The sequence below is a fragment of the Streptomyces sp. WAC00040 genome, assembly GCF_056835925.1.
On sequence record NZ_JAKQZE010000001.1, the window covers coordinates 507,892 to 531,607 of the forward strand.

The following is a 23,716-nucleotide window of genomic DNA, read 5'->3' on the forward strand; positions in this document are numbered from 1 at the left end:
ATGGCGCAGAAGCACCGGCCGGCTACCGGATCGACCTGCCCCGGCTGCGACGAACCTCTGGAGCCGGGTGACCGGTTCTGCGGAGCGTGCGGCTACGACCTGTCGGCCGTGTCCGCCGTGCCGCAGGACCGCCCCACCGTGGCCATCGGCACGCCCGTCGAATGGCCGGCGGCCACCGGCACCGACACGATGGGCACCCCGACCCCGACGCAGCGCGCCGCGGACGTACCCGGCACGGACTCCGACGGCGGCGAACTGCCACCGCAGGGCGCGCCAGGCGACCCTGCCGCCGAAGCGGCATCCGCACGAGGCACCGGCGTGCCAGGGACCTCCGTACCGTCGCAGTCCGCGCAGGGCAGGGACGCGGGTGGCCCCGGCTCGCCCGCACCCTCCCCCGCCCACGCCGAACCCGGTGCGGGCACCTGGGACCACGGCCATGAGCGTCCCGGCAGCGGGACCGCCGGCCGGACCGCCCACGGCCACGGCTCCGCCGCGCCCGGCGCGGGCGCCGCGGACCCGGCCGCCGGAGCGGGGCAGCCCGCCTCCGGTGTGCGGTTCGACGACCCGCCGTCCGGCGACTTCGAGCTCGCCGCACCCGACCCCCGGGCACCGGCCGCGCCGCCGGCAGCCGCCGCTCCGTCCGGCGCCAAGCTCTGCGTGGCCTGCCGGGCCGGCCGGGTCGACACCGACGGCTACTGCGAGAACTGCGGCCACGCCCAGCCCCGCGAGCGCGACCACATGGAGCAGGAGCTCGGTCCGGTCGCCGCGGTCAGCGACCGGGGCCTGCGGCACCACCGCAACGAGGACTCGTTCGCCGTCTCCGCCACCGCCCTGCCGGACGGTTCACCGGCCGTCGTCGCCGTCGTCTGCGACGGTGTCTCGTCCGCGACCCGTCCCGACGAGGCATCGGCCGCCGCCGCGAGCGCCGCCAACGAGCGGCTGCTGGCCGCGCTGCCTCTGGGCACGCACCCGCAGCAGGCCATGCATGAGGCGATCGTGGCGGCCTCCGAGGCGGTCAACTCCTTGGCCGGGCAGCCCGAACATGCCCCGGGTGAGGAGCACCGCCACCAGAACGCGCCCGCCTGCACGATCGTCGGAGCCGTGGCCGCCGGCGGCCTGCTGGTCGTCGGCTGGGTCGGTGACAGCCGTGCCTACTGGGTTCCCGACGACCGTTCGGGGCCGCCTGCCCGGCTCACCGAGGACGACTCCTGGGCGGCGCAGATGGTGGCGGCCGGCCTGATGAACGAGGCGGAGGCCTACGCGGACGAACGCGCCCACGCGATCACGGGCTGGCTCGGCGCCGACGCCTACGAACTCGAGCCGCACACCGCCGCGTTCAAGCCGGATCGTTCCGGCGTGGTCGTGGTCTGCACCGACGGTCTGTGGAACTACGCGGAGGGCGCGGAGGACATGGCCCGAGCCGTCCCCGTGGACGCGGCGGAACGTCCGCTGCACAGCGCCCAGATGCTCGTCGGTCACGCTCTCGACGGCGGCGGCCACGACAACGTAACAGTGGCGGTCCTGCCGTTCGCCGTACCGCGCCAAGGGGCAGGATCGGCTCAGGACATGGCCTGATACGACCCCTTCGCGGCCGTCGCCCCGCCGGCGGCCCCCGGCCGGCCTCCGCCGCCCGGCGGCCGCCACTACCGCAACCGTCCGCTGTCCCTGCCGCCTTCGAACGACCTGCGCCCGTGCTGCCGCCCCGCCGCAGCAGGCGCAGCGCCGTGCGGAGCCCACAAGGAGCCGATCAGATGGCTGTTTTCTCCAAGTCCCAGGTGCCGCAGTTCTCGGTGGACGTGTACCAGAACGAATACCTTCCCGAGGGCGGCCGAGAGGTCAATGCGATCGTCACGGTCACCTCGACCGGGGGCGGCACCACCGGGGGCGCCCCGTTGCGCGGAGCGTCCGCCTCCGCTGCCGCCGTGCCGGACCGGGTGCCCGCCGCCGGTGTCGTGATCATGGTGGACTGCTCCGGCTCGATGGAGTACCCGGCGACGAAGCTGCGCAACGCACGGGAGGCGACGGCCGCGGCCGTCGACACACTGCGTGACGGCGTCGCCTTCGCGGTGGTCGCCGGCACGCACAAGGCGCTCGAGGTCTATCCGGGCGGCGGGAGGCTCGCCGTCGCCGACCCGGCCACCCGCGCGCAGGCCAAGGACGCGCTGCGGACCCTCACGGCCGGCGGCGGCACCGCGATCGGCGCTTGGCTGCGGCTGGCCGACCGCCTGCTGTCCTCCTCCGACGTGGCGATACGGCACGGCATCCTGCTCACCGACGGACGCAACGAGCACGAATCACCGGAGGACCTGCGGGCCGCCCTGGACGCCTGCGCAGGTCGCTTCACCTGTGACGCCCGGGGGGTCGGCACGGACTGGGAGGTCAAGGAGGTGACCGGCATCGCGTCGGCGCTCCTCGGCACCGCCGACATCGTCGCCGACCCCGGCGGCCTCGCCGCGGACTTCACCAACATGATGGAGAACGCGATGGGCAAGGAGGTCGCGGACGTGGCGCTGCGGCTCTGGACACCGGTCGGCGTGGAGATCAAGTTCGTGAAGCAGGTCGCGCCGACCGTGGAGGACCTCACCGGGCGGCGCGCGGAGGCCGGCCCCCGCGCGGGCGACTACCCGACCGGATCATGGGGCGACGAGTCCCGCGATTACCACATATGCGTGCAGGTGCCGGAAGCCGCGATCGGCCAGGAGATGCTGGCGACGCGGGTCTCGCTGATCGTCCCGGCCACCGACGGCGGTTCTCCCGCCGTGCTGTCGCACGGGCTCGTGCGGGCCGTCTGGACGGACGACATGGCAGCGTCCACCTCAATCAATCCGCAGGTGGCGCACTACACGGGCCAGGCGGAACTGGCGCAGGTCATCCAGCAGGGACTCGAGGCCCGCAAGGCGGGTGATTTCGGCGGAGCGACCGCGAAACTGGGGCGCGCGGTGCAGCTCGCTGTGCATTCCGGGAACGAGGACACCGCGAAGCTGCTTTCGAAGGTGGTGGACGTCGTCGACGCGGCGACAGGTACTGTGCGACTGAAGGCGAAGGTCGCGGACGCGGACGAGATGACACTCGAAACGCGCTCCACCAAGACAGTTCGCGTCAAGAAGTAAGCACGTACGAACACGAGTGAACGGCCCTCGGGCCGGATGAGGAGAGGGGGACGCGCCGACATGCCGACCTGCCCGAACGGACACCAGTCGGGTTCCGACGACTGGTGCGAGGTCTGCGGCCACCGCATGGCTCCTCCCGGTGCTCCCGCGGGTGCCGTACCGCCGCCTCCACCGCCCCCGCCGCCGGGCTACGGTTATCCCGGCCCGGCCGATCCGAACGCCACGGCCCAGGCGGAGCTCTGCCCGCAGTGCCGCACCCCGCGCGAGGCCATGGCCCCGTTCTGTGAGGAGTGCCGCTACAACTTCCTGACGCACACGGCGACGTCGTACACGCCCGTGGCACCGCCTCCGCAGCAGCAGGGTGGCCTGAACCTCCCGCCCGGTTTCCAGTCGCAGCCGGGTCCCCCCGGGCCGCCGGCCCAGCACGGGCCTCCGCCGCCGCCCCCGCAGCAGCAGCAGCGTGACCCCTTCGAGTACCAGGGCTCGCGGCCCTCCCAGATGAACCGGCCGGCCGAGCCGCTGGGGCAGGATTCACCCGGCCACCACCAGCAGCAGCCGCAGCAGCAGCAGCCGGGGGCGTTCCAGCAGCAGTCCGGTCCCCCGGCCCCGCCGTCCCCGTTCCAGCAGCAGTCCGGTCCCCCGGCCCAGCCCGCGTTCGAGCAGCAGCCCGGACCGCCCGCTCCGCCCGCGTTCCAGCAGCAGCCCGGACCGCCCGCTCCGCCGGCGTTCCAGCAGCAGCAGTCCGGTCCGCCCGCTCCGCCGCAGCCCCAGCAGACCGGTGGCGGCGACGACTGGATGCTGCCACCGCCCTCCCGGACCCAGTCGCCCCCTCCCCCGCCGGGGCACCAGGGCCCGCAAGGGGTACAGGGACATCAGGGTCAGCAGGGTCCGCCGCCGTTCCCGCACCAGTCCATGCCGCCGCAGCACCAGCAGGGCCCCGGCATGCAGGGCGGCATGCATTCGGGTCAGCAGCAGCCTCCGCAGCATCAGGCCGCCCCGGCGGGCTGGACGGCGGTCGTCGGCCCGGACCGCGAGTACTTCATGGCGATGATGCAGCGCAGCGGCCCGGAGGCCACCGGTCTCAATCTGCCGGCCTACTCCCCCGAGCAGCACCTGCCGCTCACCGGGAGCCAGATCACCATCGGCCGCCGCCGGCAGTCGACGGGTGAGTCGCCGGACATCGACCTGTCGGTGCCTCCGGAGGACCCGGGCGTCTCGCACCAGCATGCGGTGCTGGTGCAGCAGCCGGACGGTTCCTGGGCGGTGGTCGACCAGAACTCGACGAACGGCACCACGCTCAACGGCGCGGAGGACCCGATCCAGCCGTACGTCCCGATCCCGCTGAACGACGGCGACCGGGTGCACGTCGGCGCCTGGACCACGATCACCGTCCGCCGCGGCTGAGCGACCCCGCCGGGGAGCCCCACCGCGCCGGACGGCGATCCTGCCGACAGCCATGAATACGTGGCGCCGGGCGCGAGCGTTCAGCCCGCGGCACGAGACCGGGGAGCGGGACGGGAGGCGGCGCGTTCAGTCGCCGGACGGCCCGAGGGGCCATACGTACGGCCCCTCGGGATCGTCCAGCCAGGCCCACTGCCGGCCGTCGCCGACGGTGACCCCGAAGCGGCTGCGATCCGGGCGGCGCTCCCCGTACCACAGGGCGAGCGCCTCTTCCGGGTCGAGGCTTCCCGCGGTCAGGCTCAGCATGAAGCGGAACAGGTCGATCTCGACCGCGCTCCCGGACAGTCCGGCGGTCCCCGGTTCCTCGGGCACGGCCGTGCCCCGCAGCGGCACGAAGTACGCCGATGTTCGCAGGAAACGGCCCTCCGCCGTCCGTCCGCCCGCGTCGTGACGCACCCGCAGGGCGATGATCCCGGTGGACAGCGGCGTCACGATCCGTGCGCCGTCGCTGCACTGCGCGGGCCAGGCATAGGGCACCGCCGCCAGGGTGCAGGTGGCGATGACACGGTCGAACGGGGCGCGCTCGGGGCAGCCGCGGGCGCCGTCGCCGGTGACGACCGCGGGGCGGTACCCGGCGGCCGACAGGTGTGCGCGGGCGGCTTCGGTGACCTCCGGATCGATGTCCATGGTCGTCACGGCGGCGTCGCCCAGCCGGTGCGCCAGCAGCGCGGCGTTGTAGCCGGTGCCCGCCCCGATCTCGAGGACCCGGTTCCCGTCGGTGACCCGGAGCGCGTCCAGCATCAGGGCCATGAGGGAGGGCTGGGTACTCGACGAAAGCTGTTCCCCGTCGCGCAGGCGGGTGGCCAGCGGCTCGTCCGTGTAGGCACCGCGCAGCCAGCGGGCTCGCCGGCCGGGGTCGGGGTCCTCGCGCCACAGGCGTTCCCACGCTCCGCCCCGGGGTGTGAAGTAGTACGGCACGAACAGATGCCGCGGCACCTCGTCGAACGCCGCCCGCCAGGCCGGATCGGTCAGCCCACCGTCCGCCACGATCTCGCGCACCATCGCCCGCCTCGCCTCGGTGGCGGCCTCGGCGAATCGATCCCCGTTCTGACCCATATGTTCACTTTGCTGCGTAGTTGCACATGAGGCGAGCCTCCATGCCGGGCGCTGCCGGGAGCCTCATGGATCCCAAGGGCCTCGGCCCTGGGCGGGTCGGTCTGAGAGCATGGGGGCGTGAATGAGATTCGGCGCGGGACGCTTCAGGAGCAGACCTTCTACGAGCAGGTCGGCGGCGAGGAGACCTTCCGGCGCCTCGTGCACCGCTTCTACGAGGGCGTTGCCGAGGACCCGCTGCTGCGGCCGATGTACCCGGAGGAGGACCTCGCACCGGCGGAGGAACGACTGACGCTCTTCCTGATCCAGTACTGGGGCGGGCCCCGCACCTACAGCGACAACCGCGGCCACCCCCGCCTGCGGATGCGCCATGTGCCGTTCACTGTCGACAGGGCGGCCCACGATGCCTGGCTCGAGCACATGCGCACGGCGCTGGACGAGTTGGGCCTTGCCGAGGAGCACGAGCGGCAGCTGTGGGACTACCTGACGTACGCCGCCGCCTCGATGGTGAACACCCCGGACTGACCCGCCTCCCCGGCGGCCACTTCACCGGGCAGAGCCTCGCACGCCAGTGTCCCCCGTCCTCCCACGTCGCGACACCCGAACGGAATCCGGTACTCCGTCGCCGAATAACGGTCACGATCAGGTGAAGGTCGCGGTGCAAGCGGTTTCCACGGACCCGTTCGCTCTGACAGCATCCAGACGGTGGCGTCGGGGCGCCGCCAGGTGACGCTGCGGGGTGGGGGACGGGTGACGGGGTTCGTACTACTGCGCGTCAGAGCGCACCGGCTGCTGCTTTCCGCGGCACTCCTGGCGGTTCTGCTCACCACCTGTGTGCTCGCCTCGCTCGCCGCCTTCTCCGGTTCCGTCGGGGACGCCGCGCTGCGGCAGACCCTGCGCGGGAGGGACGCGGCCGCCGCGGCGCTGACCGTCACCGCCAAGATCCCGCCGGAGCGCCGCGAGGCGGCCGAGGAGGCCGTCGTCCGAGGGGCAGAGCGGTCCTTCGACGGACTGCCCGTGACGGTGCACAGGCTCGAACGCTCGGGGACGTACGCCCTCCCGCGGTCCCTCCAGGACCCGGAGGCACACAAGCGGGAGCCCGACCTCACCCACTTCGCCGCTCTCGACGAGAGCCGGGTCACGATGGTGTCCGGCACCCGCCCGGGCCCCGCCGGCGCAGGAGCCGTGCCGGTCGCCCTGCCCGAAGTCGCCGCGCAGCAGCTGGCACTGAAGCCCGGCGCACGCCTCACCCTCACCGACCGGCTCTCCGACAAACCGGTCACCGTCCGGCTGACCGGCCTCTACCGGCCGGCGGACGGCAGCGATCCGTACTGGCAGCTCGACAGCCTCGGCGGCCGTGGCGTGAGGTCCATGGTCTTCACCACCTACGGCCCGCTCCTCGCCCACCCCTCGGTCCTCGCCTCCGACCGTGTCGCCGTCGGAGACGCGGCATGGCTGGCCACCGCCGACTTCCGCACCGTCACCACCGACCGAATCGGCGCCTTGCGCGCCACGGCGACGAGCGGCCCCGAGGCGCTGAGCAAGGACCCGGCGTTCGCGTCCGGCGCGACGGTGCGCACCTCCCTGCCGACCGTGCTGGCCCAGAGCGAGCGGGCCCTGCTGGTCGCCCGCTCCACCTTGATGATCGTCGCCGTGCAGTTGGTACTGCTCGCCGCGTACGCGCTGCTGCTGGTGGCCCGGCTGCTCGGTTCGGAGCGGACCGGCGAGAGTGACCTGCTGCGCGCCCGCGGCGCGTCACGCCGGCGCATCATCTCTTTCGCCGCCGTCGAGGCCCTGCTCCTCGCCCTCCCGGCGGCGCTCTGCGCGCCGCTGCTGTCAGGGCCGTTGACCCGTCTGCTGGCCGAGCACTCCACTCTCGCCAGGAGCGGACTGCGGCTCGGCGAGGCGCCGACGGGGCAGGTCTGGCTGGTGGCCGCAGGGGTCGCGGTGTGCTGCGCGGCGGCTGTCGTGGCACCCGCGCTGGCCGCGACGTCCGGCGCATCGCGGCTGCGACGCGGCCGCGGCGGCACGCTGCCCGCTCCCGTTCGTGCCGGTGCGGACGTGGGGCTGCTGGCCGTCGCGGCGGTCGCCTATTGGCAGTTGGACCGGCAGACCGGTTCCTCCGGTGGTGGGGCGATCAACGGTGATCGCGAGGGAGACCTGGGCATCGACCCACTCCTGGTCGCCGCACCCGCCCTGGCCCTGCTGGCCGGCACCGTCCTGACACTGCGTCTGCTGCCGCCCACAGCCCGGCTCGCCGAACGCCGCGCCGCCGGCGGCCGAGGCCTGCCCGCCGCCCTCGCGGGCTGGCAGTTCAGCCGCCGGCCGCTGCGCGGCGCCGGACCGGTGCTGTTGCTGGTGCTCGCGGTGGCGATGGGCATGCTGGCGATCGGGCAGAGCGCCTCCTGGGACCGGTCGCAGAGCGACCAGGCCGACTTCAGGGCCGGAGCGTCGGTGCGGGTGACGGACAGTGGGGCGGGCCGGCCGGGCGACATCGGCCTGTACGGGTCCCTCCCGGGCGTGCGCGAAGCCGCTCCCGCCCACCGCGCTCCCCTCGGGCTCTCCGGCAACCGGACCGCGACCGTGCTCGCGATCGACACCGCCCGCGCCGACGAACAGCTCCTGCTGCGGGACGATCTCGCGGACGATCCGCCCGGCTCACTGCTCGGGACGGCCACCGCCGCGAAGCGGGCCCGCCCCGGCGTGCTGCTGCCCGACGACGCCCGCCGCATCAACCTCGACCTGCGGATCACCGAGGAGAGAGCCCCCGCAGGTGCGTCCCCCACCCGGCTCGCGCCGCAGGTCACCGTCATCGTCGAGGACCGCTACGGCCTGTCCTACCGCATGTCCGCCGGCAAGGTGGCAGCCGACGGCCGCGTCCATCCGGTGACCGTCGACCTCGACGAGTCCTCCTCCGGAGGACGCACCGCCCCCGCGGGTCCGCTGGCCCTGACCGGGCTGCGGCTCGACGGCACGATCCCGGACGGCCCCGCCACGGCGCACCGTCTGAGCGTCGACCGGCTGAGCACCACGGACGCCGACGGGACCTCGAACACCGTCACGGCAGGTCAGGACTCGCGCTGGGAGGGCAGTTACACCGAGATCCAGGCCGGCGAGCCCGGGAAGCCGAGGCCGCTCAGCCCCGCTGCCTCCGGTTCCCGTCCGCTGGACCTCGGCTACGGCATCGGACCGGACCCGGGGGCCGTGGACTCGTGGGGGCATCCCGTCACCTCGGAGTTCAGCGTCCTCGTCACCGCCGCGCGGCCGGCCCGGCCCGGGCAGATCGCCGCCGTCGCCACGGACGAGTTCCTGCGCGCGGCCGGGGCGAAGCGCGGCGACGTCATCGATGTGATGCTGTCGGGCGAGTCGCTTCGGGTGAGGATCGCCGGGACGGCGCGGGCCCTGCCGACGACCGGACCGGGCGCCGACGCCGCCACCGTCGCCGCGGACGGCGACGAAGCGGCCACCGGCCCGCAGTACGCCCACGGCGGAGCCCTGTTGCTGGACCTGCCCACGATCAACACCGAGATCGCCGCCCGGGGAGGTTCGTCGCTGGCACCCACCGAGTGGTGGCTGAGCACCGAGCCGGGCAGGGCCGGCGAGGTCGCGAAGGCTCTGCGCGACCGCCCCGCCGCCGATCCCGGCCAGGTGCTGGTACGCGACGAGGCCGCCAAGGAACTGCTCGGCGACCCGCTCGGCGCCGGTCCCCGCTCCGCGTTGATGGCGGTGGCGCTGGCCGCGGCGGCGCTCGCCGCGGTCGGTTTCGCCGTCAGCGCGGCCGGTTCGCTGCGGGAACGGTCCGGCGAACTCGCCGTACTGCGCGCCCTCGGCGCGCCGCGCCGCCGGCTCGCCCGGCTGGTCGCGGCCGAGCAGACGGTGCTGATCGGCATCGCCCTGCTGGTGGGCATCGGCCTGGGTGCCGTACTGACCCGGGCCGTCGTGCCGCTGATCGTCCTGACCGGGCAGGCCACCAAACCCGTTCCGCATGTGCTGATCGAACTGCCCGTGGGCCAAGTGGGTCTGCTCCTCGCGGAGGTCGCCGCGCTGCCGCTTCTGATCGTCGCCGTCATCGCCCTGCGTCGCGCGGACCCCGCGGTGACACTGCGCCACAGGGGGGACAACTGACATGAATCCGCGCTCCAGCAAGCCCGAGGGCCACGCCCGGCGCACGGTGGCCCCGTGGATCAGGACCCGGCTGCGCACAGCTCCCGGGGCGGCCTTCGCGTTCGGTGTGCTCGTGCTGCTCACCGCGTTCCTCGCGGCCGCGTTCCCCCGTGCCGTCGACTCGTACGAGAACCACGGCCTGCGGCACGACCTCAGCGACGCCCAGCCGTCCCGCAGCGTGCTGGAAGTGAGCACCCCGCAGCCGCCGATCGAACTGCCGGAATCGGCCCGGGAGAAGTCGCTGCTCCCCGAGCGCCTCGCCGACGCCCACCGGGCCGTGACAGGGCTGCTGCCGGAGCCGCTGCGCGTCGACACCGCGCAGTCCGCGTACGGTGTGGAGACCGCCAAGCCCCTGAGGGGCACGGACCCTTGGCTGCCGCGTCCCGAGGGCGCGTCGCCGGAGTTCTCCGTCGTGGCGCAGAGCGGGCTCGAGGCGCACTCCACCGTGCGGGAGGGACGGCTGCCGAAGACGGACGGGCGGGTCACGTCCACCACCAAGGAGCTGGAGGCCGCAGTCACTGCGGAGACCGCGAAGACCCTGAAGATCAGGACCGGTTCGGTGCTGCACCTGGGCGAGTCCGGGGAGGGGACGCTGTCCGTACGGATCACCGGCATCGTGGACCCGCGCGATGCGCACGGCAGTTACTGGTCCGCCGACCCGCGGCTGCGCGCCCCTGGGCTTCTCGTCGCGCCCGGGACCAGCCCACCGGTGACCTACTGGAACGCCTCCCTGCTGATCGCCCCGGACGCCGCCCCGGCGCTGCTCGGCACCCTCGGCGAGCCCGAGCCGTACTGGCGCTTCGCCCCCCTCACCGGCCACCTCACCGCACAGGACGTGCCCGCCCTCACCGACCGGATCGCATCCCTCGAAGGCGGCCCCGAGTCGCTCGGGATCAAGGGTGCCGTCGACAAGAACGCCCTGCTCACCACGGACATGGACGGCATCCTCGCCTCCTACGCCACGATGCGGGACGCCATCACCCCCGTCGTCGCCGTGGCCGCCTTCGGGATCGGCACAGTGGCCGCGGTCGTGGTGGCGATGACGGGCGGGCTGTTCGCGGCGCGGCGTCGGGCCGAACTGGCCCTGCTGCGTTCCCGCGGCGGTTCGTTGGGCGGCATCGGCGGCAGGCTGCTCGGCGAGACCGCCGTCGTCGCCCTGCCCACCGCGGCCGCCGGTCTGCTCCTCGCCGTCCTGGTCGTCGACGACGCGAGACTGCTGCCTGCCGTGATCGGGACGGCTGCCGTGGCGGTCATGGCCTGCGCGGCGCTGCCGGTGCGCGCGGTGGCGCAGCAGCGCAGGCCCCGTGTGCCCGGTGAACGCGACGACGTGGTACTCGCCCGGCCGTCCAAGCGCCGCACGGTCGCCGAGCTCACTCTGCTGGTCCTGGCCTTCGGCGCGGTCGTCGCACTGCGGCGGCGCGGCACCTCCGACGGCGCCGACCATCTCGTCAGCGCCGCGCCCGTGCTGGTCGGCCTGATCGCCGCGCTCGTCCTCGTACGGCTGTATCCGCTGCCGCTGCGCTGGGCGGCGCGTCCCGCCGGCCGGCTGCGCGGCGCGGTCGGGTTCCTCTCGCTCGCCCGTACCGGGCGCTCCTCCGCCGCCGGCGCCCTGCCGCTGCTGGCCCTGCTGGTCGCGCTCGCGACGGCCGCGTTCGGCGGTTCGGTCCTGGCGGGCGTCGCGGACGCGCGGGACCGGGCGGCGCTGCTGGCGACGGGCGCGGACGCACGCGTCTCGAGCCCCGGCGACGTGGTGCCGCTCCCGAAGGGGGCGGAGCGGGCCGTGCGGGACGTGCCCGGGGTACGGGAGGTGACGGCCGTGCAGATCGAGCACGCGCTGAACCTGCCCGCCCGGAACCAGGCCGAACGGTCGGACCCGCTGGCCGTCTCCCTCGTCGGCGCCGACCCCGGCGCGTACGCGACGCTGACCCGGCACGCGGGGCTCGGCGCCTTCCCCGCTGAAGCGCTCAGGGCCTCTCCGGCCGCGGGTGACGGCTCCGGGGAGCCCGTGCTGCACGCCGTCGCCTCACCCGGCGTCGCCGAGCAGCTCGGCGAGGGAACACACCGGATCCCCTCGGCAGCCGGCCCCTTCACCGTCAAGGTCGCCGCCATACGGTCCCGGACCCCTGCCGTGTCGTCCGCGGAGTTCCTCGTCGTCGACGGCTCACGGCTCAGCCACCGTGTGCCGACCGCGTTGCTGGCCACCGGCGCCGGCATCGACGGCAAGGCACTGCGCGCGGCCGTCCAGGGCTTGGACGACGACCTCACCGTGCGGCTGCGCGACGAGGCGCGGGCGACCTTCACCGACTCGCCGCTCCAGGCCGGCGCCGAACGGATCTACGCGGCCGCCATCGCCGCCGGGGCCGGCTACGCCGTGCTGGCCCTGCTGCTCTCGCTCGTGCAGGCCGCGCCGGAACGCGCCACCCTGCTGGCCCGGTTGCGCACCATGGGCCTCACCACCCGCCAGGGTCGGCAGCTGCTCGGCCTCGAAGCGCTCCCCCAGGCACTGCTGGCCGCCGTCGGCGGCATCCTCGTCGGTTGGGCCACGATCCGGCTCCTCGCGCCCGGCGTGGACCTGGTGCGCCTCGCGCTGGCGGCCGCGCCCGGCTCCGCGCCCCTGGACAGCGCGTCACTGCGGGCGGATCCGTGGTCGCTGGCGCTGCCCGCGGCCGCCGTGGTGCTGCTGGCGGGGACGGTGGCCGCCGTCCAGGCGTGGTGGGCGGGGCGCCGCGGATCGATCACCGAACTCAGGGCAGGAGACACGCGATGACCGACACAACCCTGAAGCAGCTGGAGGAACGCGCCGCTGCCCACCGCGACCGGCCCTCCTACGGGCACGACGCGCTGATCACCTGCGACCGGTTGGTGCGGATCTTCGCCTCCGACGGGGTGGAGGTCCAGGCGCTGCAAGGACTCGACCTGCTGGTCAAGGAGGGCGAGTTGATGGCCCTGGTCGGCGCGTCCGGCAGCGGGAAGTCGACCCTGATGAACATCCTGGCCGGGCTGGACGTGCCGTCCGCCGGCGCGGCCCGGGTCGCCGGGTGCGACCTGCTGTCCATGGACGCCAAGGCGCGGCTGCGCTACCGCCGCGAGGTCGTCGGCTTCGTGTGGCAGCAGACCGCCCGCAACCTGCTGCCGTACCTCACCGCGGCCCAGAACGTGGCCCTGCCCATGCAGTTGCGCGGCAGCCGCGGCAAGAAGCGGAAGGCGGAGCGCGTGCAGGAACTGCTGTCGATGCTCGGCGTCGACGACTGCCGCGACCGGCGCCCCCATCAGATGTCCGGCGGGCAGCAGCAGCGCGCCGCGATCGCCGTCGCCCTCGCCAACTCGCCCGCCGTGCTGCTGGCCGACGAGCCGACCGGCGAGCTGGACTCGGCGACCGGTGAGCAGGTCTTCGCGGCGTTCCGCCGGGCCAACGAGGAGCTGGGCACGACGATCGTGATCGTCACCCACGACCAGGCCGTCGCGGGCGAGGTCCGCCGCACGGTAGCCATCCGCGACGGCCGCACGTCGTCCGAGGTGCTGCGGCGCACCGAGACAGACGCGGAGGGGCAGGAGTCGGTGGTGGCACGCGAGTACGCGACGCTGGACCGGGCGGGACGCCTTCAGCTGCCGGCCGACTACACGGCGGCGCTCGGCATGGAGCACCGCGTGATGCTGGAGCTCGAACAGGACCACATCGGGATCTGGCCGGACGACGCGGCGGAACGCTGACGCGGCGTGCGGTTCGCGGCCCCTCGGAAGTGGGAGCCTCTGCGCGCGGCGGCTAAGCCGGGGTGACCGTCAGGCCGCCCAGACCGTTGGTGCGCAGGGCGATCGACCCGAAGGGCGTCCGCAGCCGCAGCCACGTCCCCGCGGACAGCAGCGCCACGGGCATGCCGGGCCGGAGGAAGCCGAGCGACTGCGCCGCGTGCACGGCACGCAGGGGAAGGGCTGTCGCGCCGATCGTGCGCGACCAGATCTCGCGGCCGATGCGGTCCCGTTCCGCACGGGTGCGCCGCTCCGCCGGGAGTGCCTCGTCACGCCGGCGGAACTCGGCCACGGCTGCTGCCACGGCCGCACGCATCGCGGAGACGTCCGGCAGTCCCGGCAGTTCCCGCCAGCCGCCGCGCGGCGGCAACACACCCGCCCAAGGAGGACCGGTGACCGCCGCGGGCACGGCGAACTCCGCGCCTTCCAGCGACTCCAGCAGCTGCCCCGCGGAGACGGTGACGTCCAGCTCGACGGACTCCGCGAGGCGCGCCGTACGGATGGCGAGCACCTCGAAGGACGGCGGACGCCCGAACACCGCGAGCGCCCCGCGCCCGGCCTGGAGCCTGACCGCGGCGGCGCGGTCGTAGTGGATCAGCCGGCCGAGGAAGGCGGAGAGGTCCTCCGCCTCCCTCGTGTCGGCGAGACGCAGACTCTGCACGGGCACGGACATGGGAACGCTCATGCGGCGAGGGCGGCCTTGTCGAGGTACTTCTCGAGGAAGGACTTCTCCTCCGCGCTGATACGGCGCGGCCGCTGCGACTCCAGGTTGAAGGGCACGACGACCGTCGAGGCCCGCACATAGACCGTCGACGGATCGTCCTCCTCCTTGACCTCGTACGCGATGGTCAGGGAGGCGGCGCTGATCTTCGTCACCCACGACTCGATGATCACCGGCTCGTGCCGGTGGACCAGCGGCCGCACGTAGTCGATCTCGTGCCGTGCGACCACCGAGCCGCCGGAGAAGGAGGGCGAACCGTCCCCCGGCGCCAGCCGGAACATGAAGTCGATCCGCGCCTCTTCCAGATACCGCAGGAAGACCACGTTGTTGACGTGACCGAAGGCGTCCATGTCCGACCAGCGCAAGGGGCAGCGGTAGATGTGACGGGCCATGCGCCGCATCAGCCCCGGGTGAGCTTCTTGTACGTGGCGCGGTGCGGGCGTGCCGCGTCCGGGCCGAGACGGTCGACCTTGTTCTTCTCGTACGACTCGAAGTTGCCCTCGAACCAGTACCACTTGGAGTCGCCCTCGTACGCCAGGATGTGCGTGGCGACCCGGTCGAGGAACCAGCGGTCGTGGGAGATGACCACGGCCGCGCCGGGGAACTCGAGCAGCGCGTTCTCGAGGGACGAGAGCGTCTCGACGTCGAGGTCGTTGGTGGGCTCGTCGAGGAGCAGCAGGTTGCCGCCCTCCTTGAGCGTCAGCGCCAGGTTGAGGCGGTTGCGCTCACCACCGGAGAGGACACCGGCCGGCTTCTGCTGGTCCGGGCCCTTGAAGCCGAAGGCGCTCACGTACGCACGGGACGGCATCTCGACCTGGCCGACGTTGATGTAGTCCAGCTCGTCCGACACGACCGCCCAGAGAGTCTTCTTGGGGTCGATGTTGGCGCGGGTCTGGTCGACGTAGGAGATCTTGACCGTGTCACCGATCTTGATCGTGCCGGAGTCGGGCTGCTCCAGTCCCTGGATCATCTTGAACAGCGTGGTCTTGCCGGCGCCGTTCGGACCGATGATGCCGACGATGCCGTTGCGCGGCAGCGTGAAGGACAGGTCGTCGACGAGGACCTTGTCACCGAAGGACTTCGAGAGGTTCTCGACCTCGACGACGACGGAGCCCAGGCGCGGGCCCGGCGGGATCTGGATCTCCTCGAAGTCCAGCTTCCGCATCTTGTCCGCCTCGGCGGCCATCTCCTCGTAGCGGGCGAGGCGGGCCTTGGACTTGCTCTGCCGACCCTTGGCGTTGGACCGGACCCACTCGAGCTCTTCCTTCAGCCGCTTGGCACGCTTCTCGTCCTTGCGGCCCTCGACCTTGAGGCGGGCGGCCTTCTTGTCGAGGTACGTGGAGTAGTTGCCCTCGTAGGGCAGCGCACGGCCGCGGTCGAGCTCGAGGATCCACTCGGCGACGTTGTTCAGGAAGTACCGGTCGTGAGTGACGGCGACGACGGCGCCCGCGTACTTCGACAGGTGCTGCTCGAGCCAGTTCACCGACTCGGCGTCGAGGTGGTTGGTGGGCTCGTCGAGGAGCAGCAGGTCCGGGGCCTCGATCAGCAGCTTGCACAGCGCGACGCGGCGCTTCTCACCGCCGGAGAGGTTGACGACGGACCAGTCGCCGGGCGGGCAGCCCAGGGCGTCCATGGCCTGCTCCAGCTGGGCGTCCAGGTCCCACGCGTTCGCGTGGTCCAGGTCCTCCTGGAGCTTGCCCATCTCCTCCATGAGCGCGTCCGTGTAGTCGGTCGCCATGAGCTCGGCGACCTCGTTGAAACGCTTGAGCTTGCCCATGATGTCCGCGGCGCCGTCCTGGACGTTCTCCAGGACCGTCTTCGACTCGTCCAGCTTCGGCTCCTGCATGAGGATGCCGACGCTGTAGCCGGGGGAGAGGAAGGCGTCGCCGTTGGAGGGCTGCTCCAGCCCGGCCATGATCTTCAGCACCGTGGACTTACCGGCGCCGTTGGGGCCGACCACACCGATCTTCGCACCGGGCAGGAAGCTCAGCGTCACGTCATCGAGGATGACCTTGTCGCCGTGCGCCTTGCGCGTCTTGCGCATCGTGTAGATGTACTCAGCCAAGAGAAACCGTCCGGCAGGAAGTGGGTGGGCAGATACACCCATCTTGCCGTACGGCGCCCCCCGGACGGAAACCGCGTCCTTACGCCTGCGTGTGCCGGGGCGGCCCGGCGCCCCCCACTCCGCCGGCTCGCCCCCGCAAGGGACGACCGACGGAGCGAACCGGACAAGAGGGGCACGTCGAGCGGCCGGAGCGTGAACCGACGGAAGGGGCCCGGCACGTCCCCGTGCCGGGCCCTCTCTCGATCACCTCATCAAGGCGCCACAGTGCGCGGCGACCTGATCACTCTCCGCCGGCCGACTTCTTCTTACGGAGGAAGAAGACCGCGGCGCCGCCGGCCAGCACCAGCACGATCGCGATGCCCGCGATCATCGGCGTGGCGCTGGAGCCGCCCGTCGCGGCGAGGTCGCCCTCGAGTCCCGCGGAGGTGCCGCCCGCGGACGCGGGGCTGGGCTGGGACGACGGGGTCTCGGTGCCGGGCTGTGCGGGGGCGCTCGCGGTCTTGCAGTCCAGCACGCCCTTGAAATTCTTCTCGAACCCGCCGGGCCCGGTGATCGTGAAGTCGTAGGCCTGGTCCTCGGCCACCGGCACCGTCACAGTCCGGGACTCCCCGGCCTTGATCGTGTGCTTGAAGCCGGCCAGCGAGAAGGTGAACGGCGCGTCACCCTTGTTGCCGGCCGTGATGTCCACGCCGCCCTTGGCGCAGTTCTTCTTCGCCGACAGGGAAGGGATCGCCCCCGCCTTCGCCCAGGTCGCCGTGGCCTGCGCCGAGACGGTGGACCGGCTGGAACCGGCGAGGATCTGCGTCTGGCTCTTGGTGGCGCTGGCGAAGGCCCGTCCGACCGGCACCGACATGCTGGCCTGGACGCTCAGCGTGGCCGTCCCGTCCGCGGCGTCCTCAGGGACGTCGAAGTACAGCTTGTTGCCGTCGACCGCGGAGGTCACGGGCTTACCGGCCTCGTCGGTGATCTTGATCCCGCTGGAAGCCGCGTCGGCAGGGGGCGCCACGGCGACCTGGCCCGCGTCGGTGCGCACGGTCACCGGGCCGAGCCGGCTGCCGGGCTTGCCGGAGACCGCGTTCGGCTCGAGGCTCAGCGAGGCCTTGGGCTCCTCGACGTCCGCCGCGGACTTCTGGAGCCAGTCGGCGAGCTTCTCCGCCTGCGGGTCGGCCGCCGTGACGTCCGCGCCGTCCGAGAACCTCCAGATGGCGACCTGAGTGCCGGCGGCGGCGGTCCTGTCCGTCAGCTGCCCGTCGAGCCCGGCACTCTTGGCCAGTGCCGCCAGATCGTTGACCTGGGGGAACGAGTGCTGCAGGATCCAGCGGATCTTGCCGGCGTTCTCGTTGGCGCCCAGCGACGTCTGGTTCCAGGGGGTCTCCAGATACTTGGCCTGGTCCTGGGTCGGGTTGTGGATGTCGATGCAGTACGTCTGCAGCTGGCCGCCGCCGTCGACCGTCATCTCGAAGAGACCCGCGAGGATCTCCTGGTCCTTGCCGTTGGTGTGCAGCACCGCCTGGTCGTACGTCTGCAGCCCGTCGAGCGTGGCGACCGCACCGCCCTGATGCTGGACGGCGTCGTCGGCGACTGCCGCACCGGCGCCGGCGACGGACCCGGCGGCCATCAGGCCGGACACCACCGCTGCGGCGGCCAGTCGGCGAGCGGCGCGCCGCCTGCGTATGGCAGACGTAGAGAACACAGCAAACACAGCAGAATTCCCCTCCGGGCGAGACCTTTTCGCGTGCGACGCGTGAGAGGCGTGCGACGCGTGGGGGGAGTGTCTCGCCAGCAGACTCAAGTGCCCCGTGAGTACCCGGGAATCCTATGGACGGCGCGCAGCGCGATGCCCGGCCATGCCGTCAGATAACCATTCCGACTCGAAATCGTTACCACCGTCGGCGAGTTCACCCCCCTGATCACCCTTTTCCGCCCGCCCACACTCCCGGAGCGGTCGAACCCTTTGCCTCAACTCCCTTCAGTGGAAGGCGACAACGGGCGCTCCGCGCGTCATGGCCTCGCTTGCGCCGGGCTGCTGCTGCACCGCCCCCACGGCCGCCGTACCCACCCGCTGCTGCGCCGTCCCCACGGCCGCCGCTGACCTCTCGTCAGGGTCCCTGCTCTTCACCACCCGTCGGAACGCCGAGGTCCCACGGGTCAGGTCGTGCCCCACCGCCAGCGCGTCGATGTCCACGAACGTCCGTCGCCTGCCGTCGGTCTCCTCCTCACGCACCTTCAGCCGGCCATGCACCAGTAGCGGTTCGCCGACCGAAACGGAACCGGCCAGATTCTGTGCGAGCGAACGCCAGGCGAAGACGGTGTAGAAGCTTGTCGGCCCGTCCGTCCAGTTACCGCCCCGGCGATCCCAGCGCCGCGAAGGAACGGCGAAACGGAATCGCGCCATCCCGCCCGTGGCCGTTTCCCGGTACTCCACATTCGTGGCGACATTCCCCACCACCGTCACCATGGTGTCGTTCATGACGGTCACCTCCCCGTCCGGTTGCATTTGCGCGGTCGCTGTGGACCGGTCTCCATGCTGGACCGGACGGAAAGATTGCGCCGACGCCTGTGGACGGACGCCCCGCTGTGGACAACTTCGTCACCCGATCCGGGAACGCACCCGCACCTGCAGCGCTCCTGGTCCGGGTGACGCGGGCTTCGCCGATCCCGACACCGTCGCGTACTGCTCCCGCACCTCCCGGTATCGCATCAGCTCCGCCGCCACCGGATCGAGCACCTTCGCGCGCCCGCAGGCGGCCGCCGCCTCCTGGAGGCGGCGCCGGGCATCCTGCCCGTACCGCCGTGCGGGGCCCTTCGTCGCGGCCGCGCACGCCCACTCGACCAGCGGCCCGCCCACGATGCCCGCGAGCATCACCAGCACCGGCGGCACGAGCCCCGGCTCCAGTACACCAACGATCTGGCCCACCAGCCACAGCCCGCCGTAGATCTGCAGCAGCGTCATCGACGCCTGCGCGAGCACCGCGGCCGGCCACCACGCAGGGCGCAGGGGCCGGCCCTTGGTCTCCGCCGCCTCACTCGCGGCCAGTTCGTCCAGCGCCTCCGGAAGCCCCTGCGCGCCCCGTACGGCCGCTTCGCGCACCGCCTGGCCCCACGGGGCGGGCAGGCCGTGCGCGGCCTCGTCGGCGACCGAGCGGACCGCCTGCTCGACCCGCTGCCGTGCGGTGGGCTCCTCCTCCACGGGAACCTGCGGCTCGGCGTCCGCCGCCCCGGGCATGCGCTTGCGTTCGTACCAGCGCCACAGCCGCAGCCACGGCGTCCCGCACGCGCGTCCCGCGTTCCTGCGCCATTCGCGCTCCGCGGCCTCTCCCGCCGCGGTCGCGCCGATCGCCTCCGCGAGCCGTGCCGAGAAGTCCTCACGGGCCCGCTCGTCCAGACCGGTCCAGCCGTCGGCGACGTATACCGGCCGTAGCTTCGCCGCCGCCGCGTCGACATCGGCCGACAGTCTGCGCGCCGCCGCGCTGCGCTCCTGAACGAACGCGCCGACCATTTCGCGCAGTTCGCCCACCCCCTCACCCGTCAGGGCGGACACCGCGAGGACGGTCGCGCCGGGTTCACCGTGCTCCCCCACCGCCATGCCGTCCTCGTCGAGCAGCCGGCGCAGATCGTCCAGGACCTGGTCGGCTGCCTCGCCGGGCAGCCGGTCGATCTGGTTGAGCACGACGAAGGTGATCTCGGCGTGACCGGCCAGTGGCCGCAGATAGCGCTCGTGCAGCGCCGCGTCGGCGTACTTCTCCGGGTCGACGACCCAGATCACCGCGTCGACCAGCGCCAGGATCCGGTCCACCTGCTCCCGGTGCCGTACGACGGCCGAGTCGTGGTCGGGCAGGTCCACCAGCACCAGCCCTTGCAGCGTCTCGTCGCCGTCACCGCCCGCGAGGGGCTTGCGCCGCAGCCTCCCGGGGATGGCGAGCCGGTCGAGGAGCCCGGCCGCCCCCTCCGACCAGGTGCACGCGATGGGCGCGGACGTGGTCGGCCTGCGTAGCCCGGTCTCCGCGATGCGCACCCCGGCGATCGCGTTGAACAGCGTGGACTTGCCGCTTCCCGTCGCGCCCGCGATGGCCACGACGGTGTGGCGCGAGGACAGCCGCTGGCGCGCGGCGGCCTCGTCGAGGACCCGGCCGGCCTCCGCGAGGGTCCTGCCGTCCAGCCGGGTCTGGGACAGGCCGAGCAGCTCGCGCAGGGCGTTGAGCCGGTTCCGCAGCGGGCCGCCGTACGTGCCTCCGACGGGCAGCTGCTCGTCGCCGATGTGGTCCCCTTCGCCCTCCCCTCCCACGTCTCCCTTGCCGTCCCCGTGGCCCGCGCCCTCGTCGTGAACCGTGCCGTCCTCGTTCCGCCGGCCGCCCCGGCGGGCGATCAGACCGTCGTCCCAGCGGCCGCCGGTCTCGTTCTCGTCGTCGGTGATGGCGGTCACCCGCGGTCACCTCTCCTTCTGCAGTAGGGACAGCGCGGCGATCAGCTCGGCCTGGGGCTCCGGGCTCACCTCGAGCGCGTCGAGGGGCGCCAGCCGCCGCTCCCGCTCGCTGTTCAGTACGTCGTCGATGTACGTCGTCGCCAGCTCGGCGCCCTTGTCGCGCAGCCGCAGCGCGCTCTGCGCGCCGATCAGCTCGGCGAGCCGCTCACCCGCGCTGCGCGCCCGCCGCCCGCCGAGCAGCGAGGTCGCGAGGAGCGCGGCCACCGTCTCGGGGTCGGGTGCGGCATTGCGTTCCATCCCCCGCACCTCTTCCTCGGCGATCTCCTCCAGGACCCGCCGCCAGCGCCGCACGGCCATCCCGATCCGCTCCCCCGCCTCCAGGTCGCGCCGACCGCTGCGGGCGACCCCGGCGGACGCCGGCTCCCGCCGCCAGGCGTTCTCGACCTGTTCGTCGGCGGCGGCGACGGCGCACTGCAGCAGCGCGGACAGGCTGGCGACGAGTGAGTCGAGCAGCTCGGCGGCCGAGCTGTCGCGGGGATAGCCGCGCCAGCGTGTGCGCGCGTCGCCGGCCAGTACGGCGCCCGTCCGCAGTTGCCTGCGCACCCGGTCGCGCTCCGCCTCGTACGCCTCTTCGACCGCGCTCGTCAGCCGCACGGCTGCCGCGTACTGTGCCGCGACCGCGCTCGCCAGCTCCGGCATCCGCATGTTGAGCGAGTCGATCACGCCCCCTGCCGTACGGCTGATGGCCTGCTGGCGGGCCGCCGGGTCCTGCGCCCTGTGGGCGAGCCAGGAGAACAGGCCGGAGACGGCCGTGGTGGGCAGCAGCCCGTTCGCACCACCGGCCGATTCGGGCAGCTCCGGGATCGTGAACCGGGGCACGTCGCCGAGCCCCGCCTTGGTCAGCAGCGCCGCGTACTGGCGCGACACCTCCTCGACAACCTGGTGCGGTACCCGGTCGAGCACGGTCACCAGCGTGGCGTTGTACTCCTTCGCCGTGCGCAGCAGGTGCCACGGGACGGCGTCGGCGTAGCGGGAGGCCGTCGTCACCATCACCCACACGTCGGCCGCGCAGAGCAACTCCCCGGCCAGCAGCCGGTTCTCCACGACCAGCGAATCGATGTCGGGAGCGTCGAGCAGCGCCAGACCGCGCGGGAGCAGGGAGGCCGTCTCGATGCGCAGCGCCTTCTCTTCCACGGCCCGCCCGCCGCCGCCCCGCCCGCCGACGTGGCGGCCCCCGGCGGTACGGCCGCCGGCCCTGGCGGACAGCAGGTGCTCCTCCTCGGCGTCCTCCTGCGGGGGCATCCACACTCGGGTGAGCTGCGGCAGCACCCTCATCCCGGCGAACCAGTGGTGGTCGTCGGGGTGGCACACCAGCACGGGCGTCCGGGTCGTCGGCCGCAGCACCCCCGCCTCACTGACCCGTCGCCCCACAAGGGAGTTGACGAGCGTGGACTTCCCGGCACCGGTGGACCCGCCGATGACGGCGAGCAAGGGTGCTTCGGGATCTTTGAGACGGGGCACCAGATAGTCATCGAGCTGGTCGAGCAGCTCGGCCCGCGTCTGCCGGGCCCGGGGCGCGCCCGCGAGAGGAAGTGGAAGACGCACGGCGGCGACACGGTCGCGCAGGGCGGAAAGTGCGTCGATCAGCTGAGGCCGTGCATCCAAGGTCACCACATGCGAAGAATGCCCAATTTTGGTGACTTTTTGAAGCGTATGACGATCTCTGCGCGCCGATCGGACAGATGGGATACACGGGACGAGTGGGACGCAGGCATAACGAGTGCACAACACCCGGCACGTGAGACGTCAAAAGCGATGCACGAACAGCACCTGCCTGCGATTATCGGTTCGCTTCACCGAACCTCCACATCGTGCCACGCAGGCGAAGCAACCGGGTCAAGGCGATCGGAGCCCTATCCTTGTGCCCGGCAAGGTCACGGACCACCCGAGGGGGGCTCCAGGCCACCGAGGCCACCACCGGCCCCCGTAGCTCAGTGGATAGAGCAGGCGCCTTCTAAGCGCTTGGCCGCAGGTTCGAGTCCTGCCGGGGGCGCACATCGCGCACCACCTTGAGGCCCTCCGACCCGGAGGGCCTTTCTGCTGGCCAGGGGCACATTAGCGAGTGGGACGTAGCCGGGAGGTAAGCACCGGAGTGCCCTCGCGTGATGGCGAGGGCGGTCCGGCGCTGTCCCGCCCGAGCCCCACGACGGTTACGCGCACGCCCCGGAGACGCCGGTCACGGCCAAGGCCGGCGCGGCACGCCGCCCGCGGTGGAGCCCCCAGCAGTGGGCCTGATGGCCACTCTGGAGGAGGGCATCCAGGCGGCGAAGCGTGCCGGTCTCCACTGAGCCGAGCGCGGTTTTGAGTCACCCCTCTTCCCTGGTGGCTGATTCCCGTGCATGCTGTGCGGGCCCCGCCCGGTCACTCGGGCGGGGTCCAGTCCCTCCCGGCTCCCCACGGGAGGGCGGCGCATGCCCGCCACCGGATGCGCCGGCGCTACGCCCTTCGTCGTGACCCGCCGAAGGGCCGCCGGCGCCTGAGCCTCCCCGCCGGCGGAACGGTCGCCCGTTGCCTCTGGGCTCGTTGCGCGGCGGGACCGGGTGTCGTCCGTCGCGGTGGTGACCACCGGGCCGGGCGGGAGCGCCGCTCCGCTCGCTCAGGCGGCCCTCGACGCCGCCACCATGGAGCGGACCCTGCTGCTCGCCGAGCTCCACCGACGCGGACCGCTGTGGCACTTCCGGGCCGTGCGGCAGGGCTGCGACCACGGGCCGGCGGCGCCGGCCGCGGCTACGGGTTCGACGTCGCGGACTGACACGGGCGGATCGGCAGGGGCGCCGCCGGGCGCCCCCTCGACCCGCCACACACCTCGGACCCGCACTACCGCCACGCCCCGTACGGCCCTTACGTACGGCGCGCGTTGAACATCCCGGCTCGCGCGTCCGTACTGACCTCTGCGTGCCGTGCCAGCCGCC

The 23,716-nt window shown here is 72.9% G+C and carries 16 protein-coding genes and 1 tRNA gene; 9 read left to right on the forward strand and 8 right to left on the reverse strand.

All coding sequences use genetic code 11. The features are described from left to right. The 3 genes from MDN94_RS02310 to MDN94_RS02320 all read left to right on the forward strand — a co-directional run bounded on the left by MDN94_RS02310 (position 1) and on the right by MDN94_RS02320 (position 4,514). Positions 1-1,575 (forward strand): PP2C family protein-serine/threonine phosphatase, encoded by a 1,575-nt coding sequence (locus tag MDN94_RS02310; protein ID WP_482724318.1) that lies wholly within the window; start codon positions 1-3, stop codon positions 1,573-1,575. Between the two features lie 176 nt (positions 1,576-1,751). After that, on the forward strand, positions 1,752-3,110 hold the full coding sequence (locus MDN94_RS02315) for a vWA domain-containing protein (RefSeq protein ID WP_482724319.1): 1,359 nt from the start codon (positions 1,752-1,754) through the stop codon (positions 3,108-3,110). Between the two features lie 60 nt (positions 3,111-3,170). Next, complete coding sequence (locus tag MDN94_RS02320) at positions 3,171-4,514, forward strand: FHA domain-containing protein (protein WP_482724320.1); 1,344 nt, start codon at positions 3,171-3,173, stop codon at positions 4,512-4,514. 126 nt (positions 4,515-4,640) lie between these two features. Here the strand turns inward: MDN94_RS02320 and MDN94_RS02325 are convergent, their stop codons facing one another. Then, positions 4,641-5,627 carry a methyltransferase domain-containing protein gene (locus tag MDN94_RS02325; RefSeq protein ID WP_482724321.1) on the reverse strand — a complete coding sequence of 329 codons (987 nt, stop codon included), beginning with the start codon at positions 5,625-5,627 and terminating at the stop codon, positions 4,641-4,643. Positions 5,628-5,744: 117 nt separating this feature from the next. On the opposite strand from MDN94_RS02325, the gene MDN94_RS02330 reads away from it, so the two are divergent. The 4 genes from MDN94_RS02330 to MDN94_RS02345 all read left to right on the forward strand — a co-directional run bounded on the left by MDN94_RS02330 (position 5,745) and on the right by MDN94_RS02345 (position 13,499). After that, a complete protein-coding gene (locus tag MDN94_RS02330) occupies positions 5,745-6,149 on the forward strand; it encodes a globin (RefSeq protein ID WP_482724322.1) in 405 nt (134 codons plus the stop codon). A gap of 225 nt (positions 6,150-6,374) precedes the next feature. Continuing rightward, positions 6,375-9,749: an ABC transporter permease gene (locus MDN94_RS02335; RefSeq protein WP_482724323.1), complete on the forward strand. Its 3,375-nt coding sequence runs from the start codon at positions 6,375-6,377 to the stop codon at positions 9,747-9,749. Between the two features lies 1 nt (position 9,750). Continuing rightward, positions 9,751-12,555 (forward strand): FtsX-like permease family protein, encoded by a 2,805-nt coding sequence (locus MDN94_RS02340; protein ID WP_482724324.1) that lies wholly within the window; start codon positions 9,751-9,753, stop codon positions 12,553-12,555. Next, positions 12,552-13,499: an ATP-binding cassette domain-containing protein gene (locus MDN94_RS02345; protein ID WP_482724325.1), complete on the forward strand. Its 948-nt coding sequence runs from the start codon at positions 12,552-12,554 to the stop codon at positions 13,497-13,499. The genes MDN94_RS02340 and MDN94_RS02345 overlap by 4 nt, the downstream gene beginning before the upstream one ends. 52 nt (positions 13,500-13,551) lie before the next feature. Here the strand turns inward: MDN94_RS02345 and MDN94_RS02350 are convergent, their stop codons facing one another. The 7 genes from MDN94_RS02350 to MDN94_RS02380 form a co-directional block, all read right to left on the reverse strand. After that, positions 13,552-14,208 carry a DUF8010 domain-containing protein gene (locus MDN94_RS02350; RefSeq protein ID WP_482726978.1) on the reverse strand — a complete coding sequence of 219 codons (657 nt, stop codon included), beginning with the start codon at positions 14,206-14,208 and terminating at the stop codon, positions 13,552-13,554. A gap of 8 nt (positions 14,209-14,216) precedes the next feature. Beyond that, complete coding sequence (locus tag MDN94_RS02355; RefSeq protein WP_053557288.1) at positions 14,217-14,648, reverse strand: acyl-CoA thioesterase; 432 nt, start codon at positions 14,646-14,648, stop codon at positions 14,217-14,219. Between the two features lie 8 nt (positions 14,649-14,656). Continuing rightward, complete coding sequence (ettA, locus tag MDN94_RS02360; RefSeq protein WP_482724326.1) at positions 14,657-16,321, reverse strand: energy-dependent translational throttle protein EttA; 1,665 nt, start codon at positions 16,319-16,321, stop codon at positions 14,657-14,659. Positions 16,322-16,601: 280 nt separating this feature from the next. Further along, entirely contained in the window at positions 16,602-18,014 is a 1,413-nt protein-coding gene (locus MDN94_RS02365; RefSeq protein ID WP_482724327.1) for a Cys-Gln thioester bond-forming surface protein, read from the reverse strand. A gap of 276 nt (positions 18,015-18,290) precedes the next feature. Then, complete coding sequence (locus MDN94_RS02370) at positions 18,291-18,791, reverse strand: single-stranded DNA-binding protein (protein WP_482724328.1); 501 nt, start codon at positions 18,789-18,791, stop codon at positions 18,291-18,293. Positions 18,792-18,911: 120 nt separating this feature from the next. Continuing rightward, positions 18,912-20,744, reverse strand: coding sequence for a YfjP family GTPase (locus tag MDN94_RS02375; RefSeq protein ID WP_482724329.1), 1,833 nt, complete (start codon positions 20,742-20,744; stop codon positions 18,912-18,914). A 6-nt stretch (positions 20,745-20,750) separates the two neighbouring features. Continuing rightward, positions 20,751-22,409, reverse strand: a complete 1,659-nt coding sequence (locus tag MDN94_RS02380; RefSeq protein ID WP_482726979.1) for a dynamin family protein — start codon at positions 22,407-22,409, stop codon at positions 20,751-20,753. A gap of 315 nt (positions 22,410-22,724) precedes the next feature. On the opposite strand from MDN94_RS02380, the gene MDN94_RS02385 reads away from it, so the two are divergent. Both MDN94_RS02385 and MDN94_RS02390 read left to right on the forward strand, forming a co-directional pair. After that, positions 22,725-22,797 (forward strand) — tRNA-Arg (locus MDN94_RS02385). A gap of 565 nt (positions 22,798-23,362) precedes the next feature. Further along, positions 23,363-23,665, forward strand: coding sequence for a hypothetical protein (locus tag MDN94_RS02390; protein ID WP_482724330.1), 303 nt, complete (start codon positions 23,363-23,365; stop codon positions 23,663-23,665). The last annotated feature ends 51 nt before the right edge of the window (positions 23,666-23,716 follow it).

Coding starts and splice junctions, on each gene's coding strand:
- MDN94_RS02310 (WP_482724318.1), top strand. CDS start 1: ATGGCGCAGAAGCACCGGCCGGCTACCGGATCGACCTGCCCCGGCTGC.
- MDN94_RS02350 (WP_482726978.1), bottom strand. CDS start 14,208: ATGTCCGTGCCCGTGCAGAGTCTGCGTCTCGCCGACACGAGGGAGGCG.
- MDN94_RS02320 (WP_482724320.1), top strand. CDS start 3,171: ATGCCGACCTGCCCGAACGGACACCAGTCGGGTTCCGACGACTGGTGC.
- MDN94_RS02355 (WP_053557288.1), bottom strand. CDS start 14,648: ATGGCCCGTCACATCTACCGCTGCCCCTTGCGCTGGTCGGACATGGAC.
- MDN94_RS02340 (WP_482724324.1), top strand. CDS start 9,751: ATGAATCCGCGCTCCAGCAAGCCCGAGGGCCACGCCCGGCGCACGGTG.
- MDN94_RS02345 (WP_482724325.1), top strand. CDS start 12,552: ATGACCGACACAACCCTGAAGCAGCTGGAGGAACGCGCCGCTGCCCAC.
- MDN94_RS02315 (WP_482724319.1), top strand. CDS start 1,752: ATGGCTGTTTTCTCCAAGTCCCAGGTGCCGCAGTTCTCGGTGGACGTG.
- MDN94_RS02325 (WP_482724321.1), bottom strand. CDS start 5,627: ATGGGTCAGAACGGGGATCGATTCGCCGAGGCCGCCACCGAGGCGAGG.
- MDN94_RS02370 (WP_482724328.1), bottom strand. CDS start 18,791: ATGAACGACACCATGGTGACGGTGGTGGGGAATGTCGCCACGAATGTG.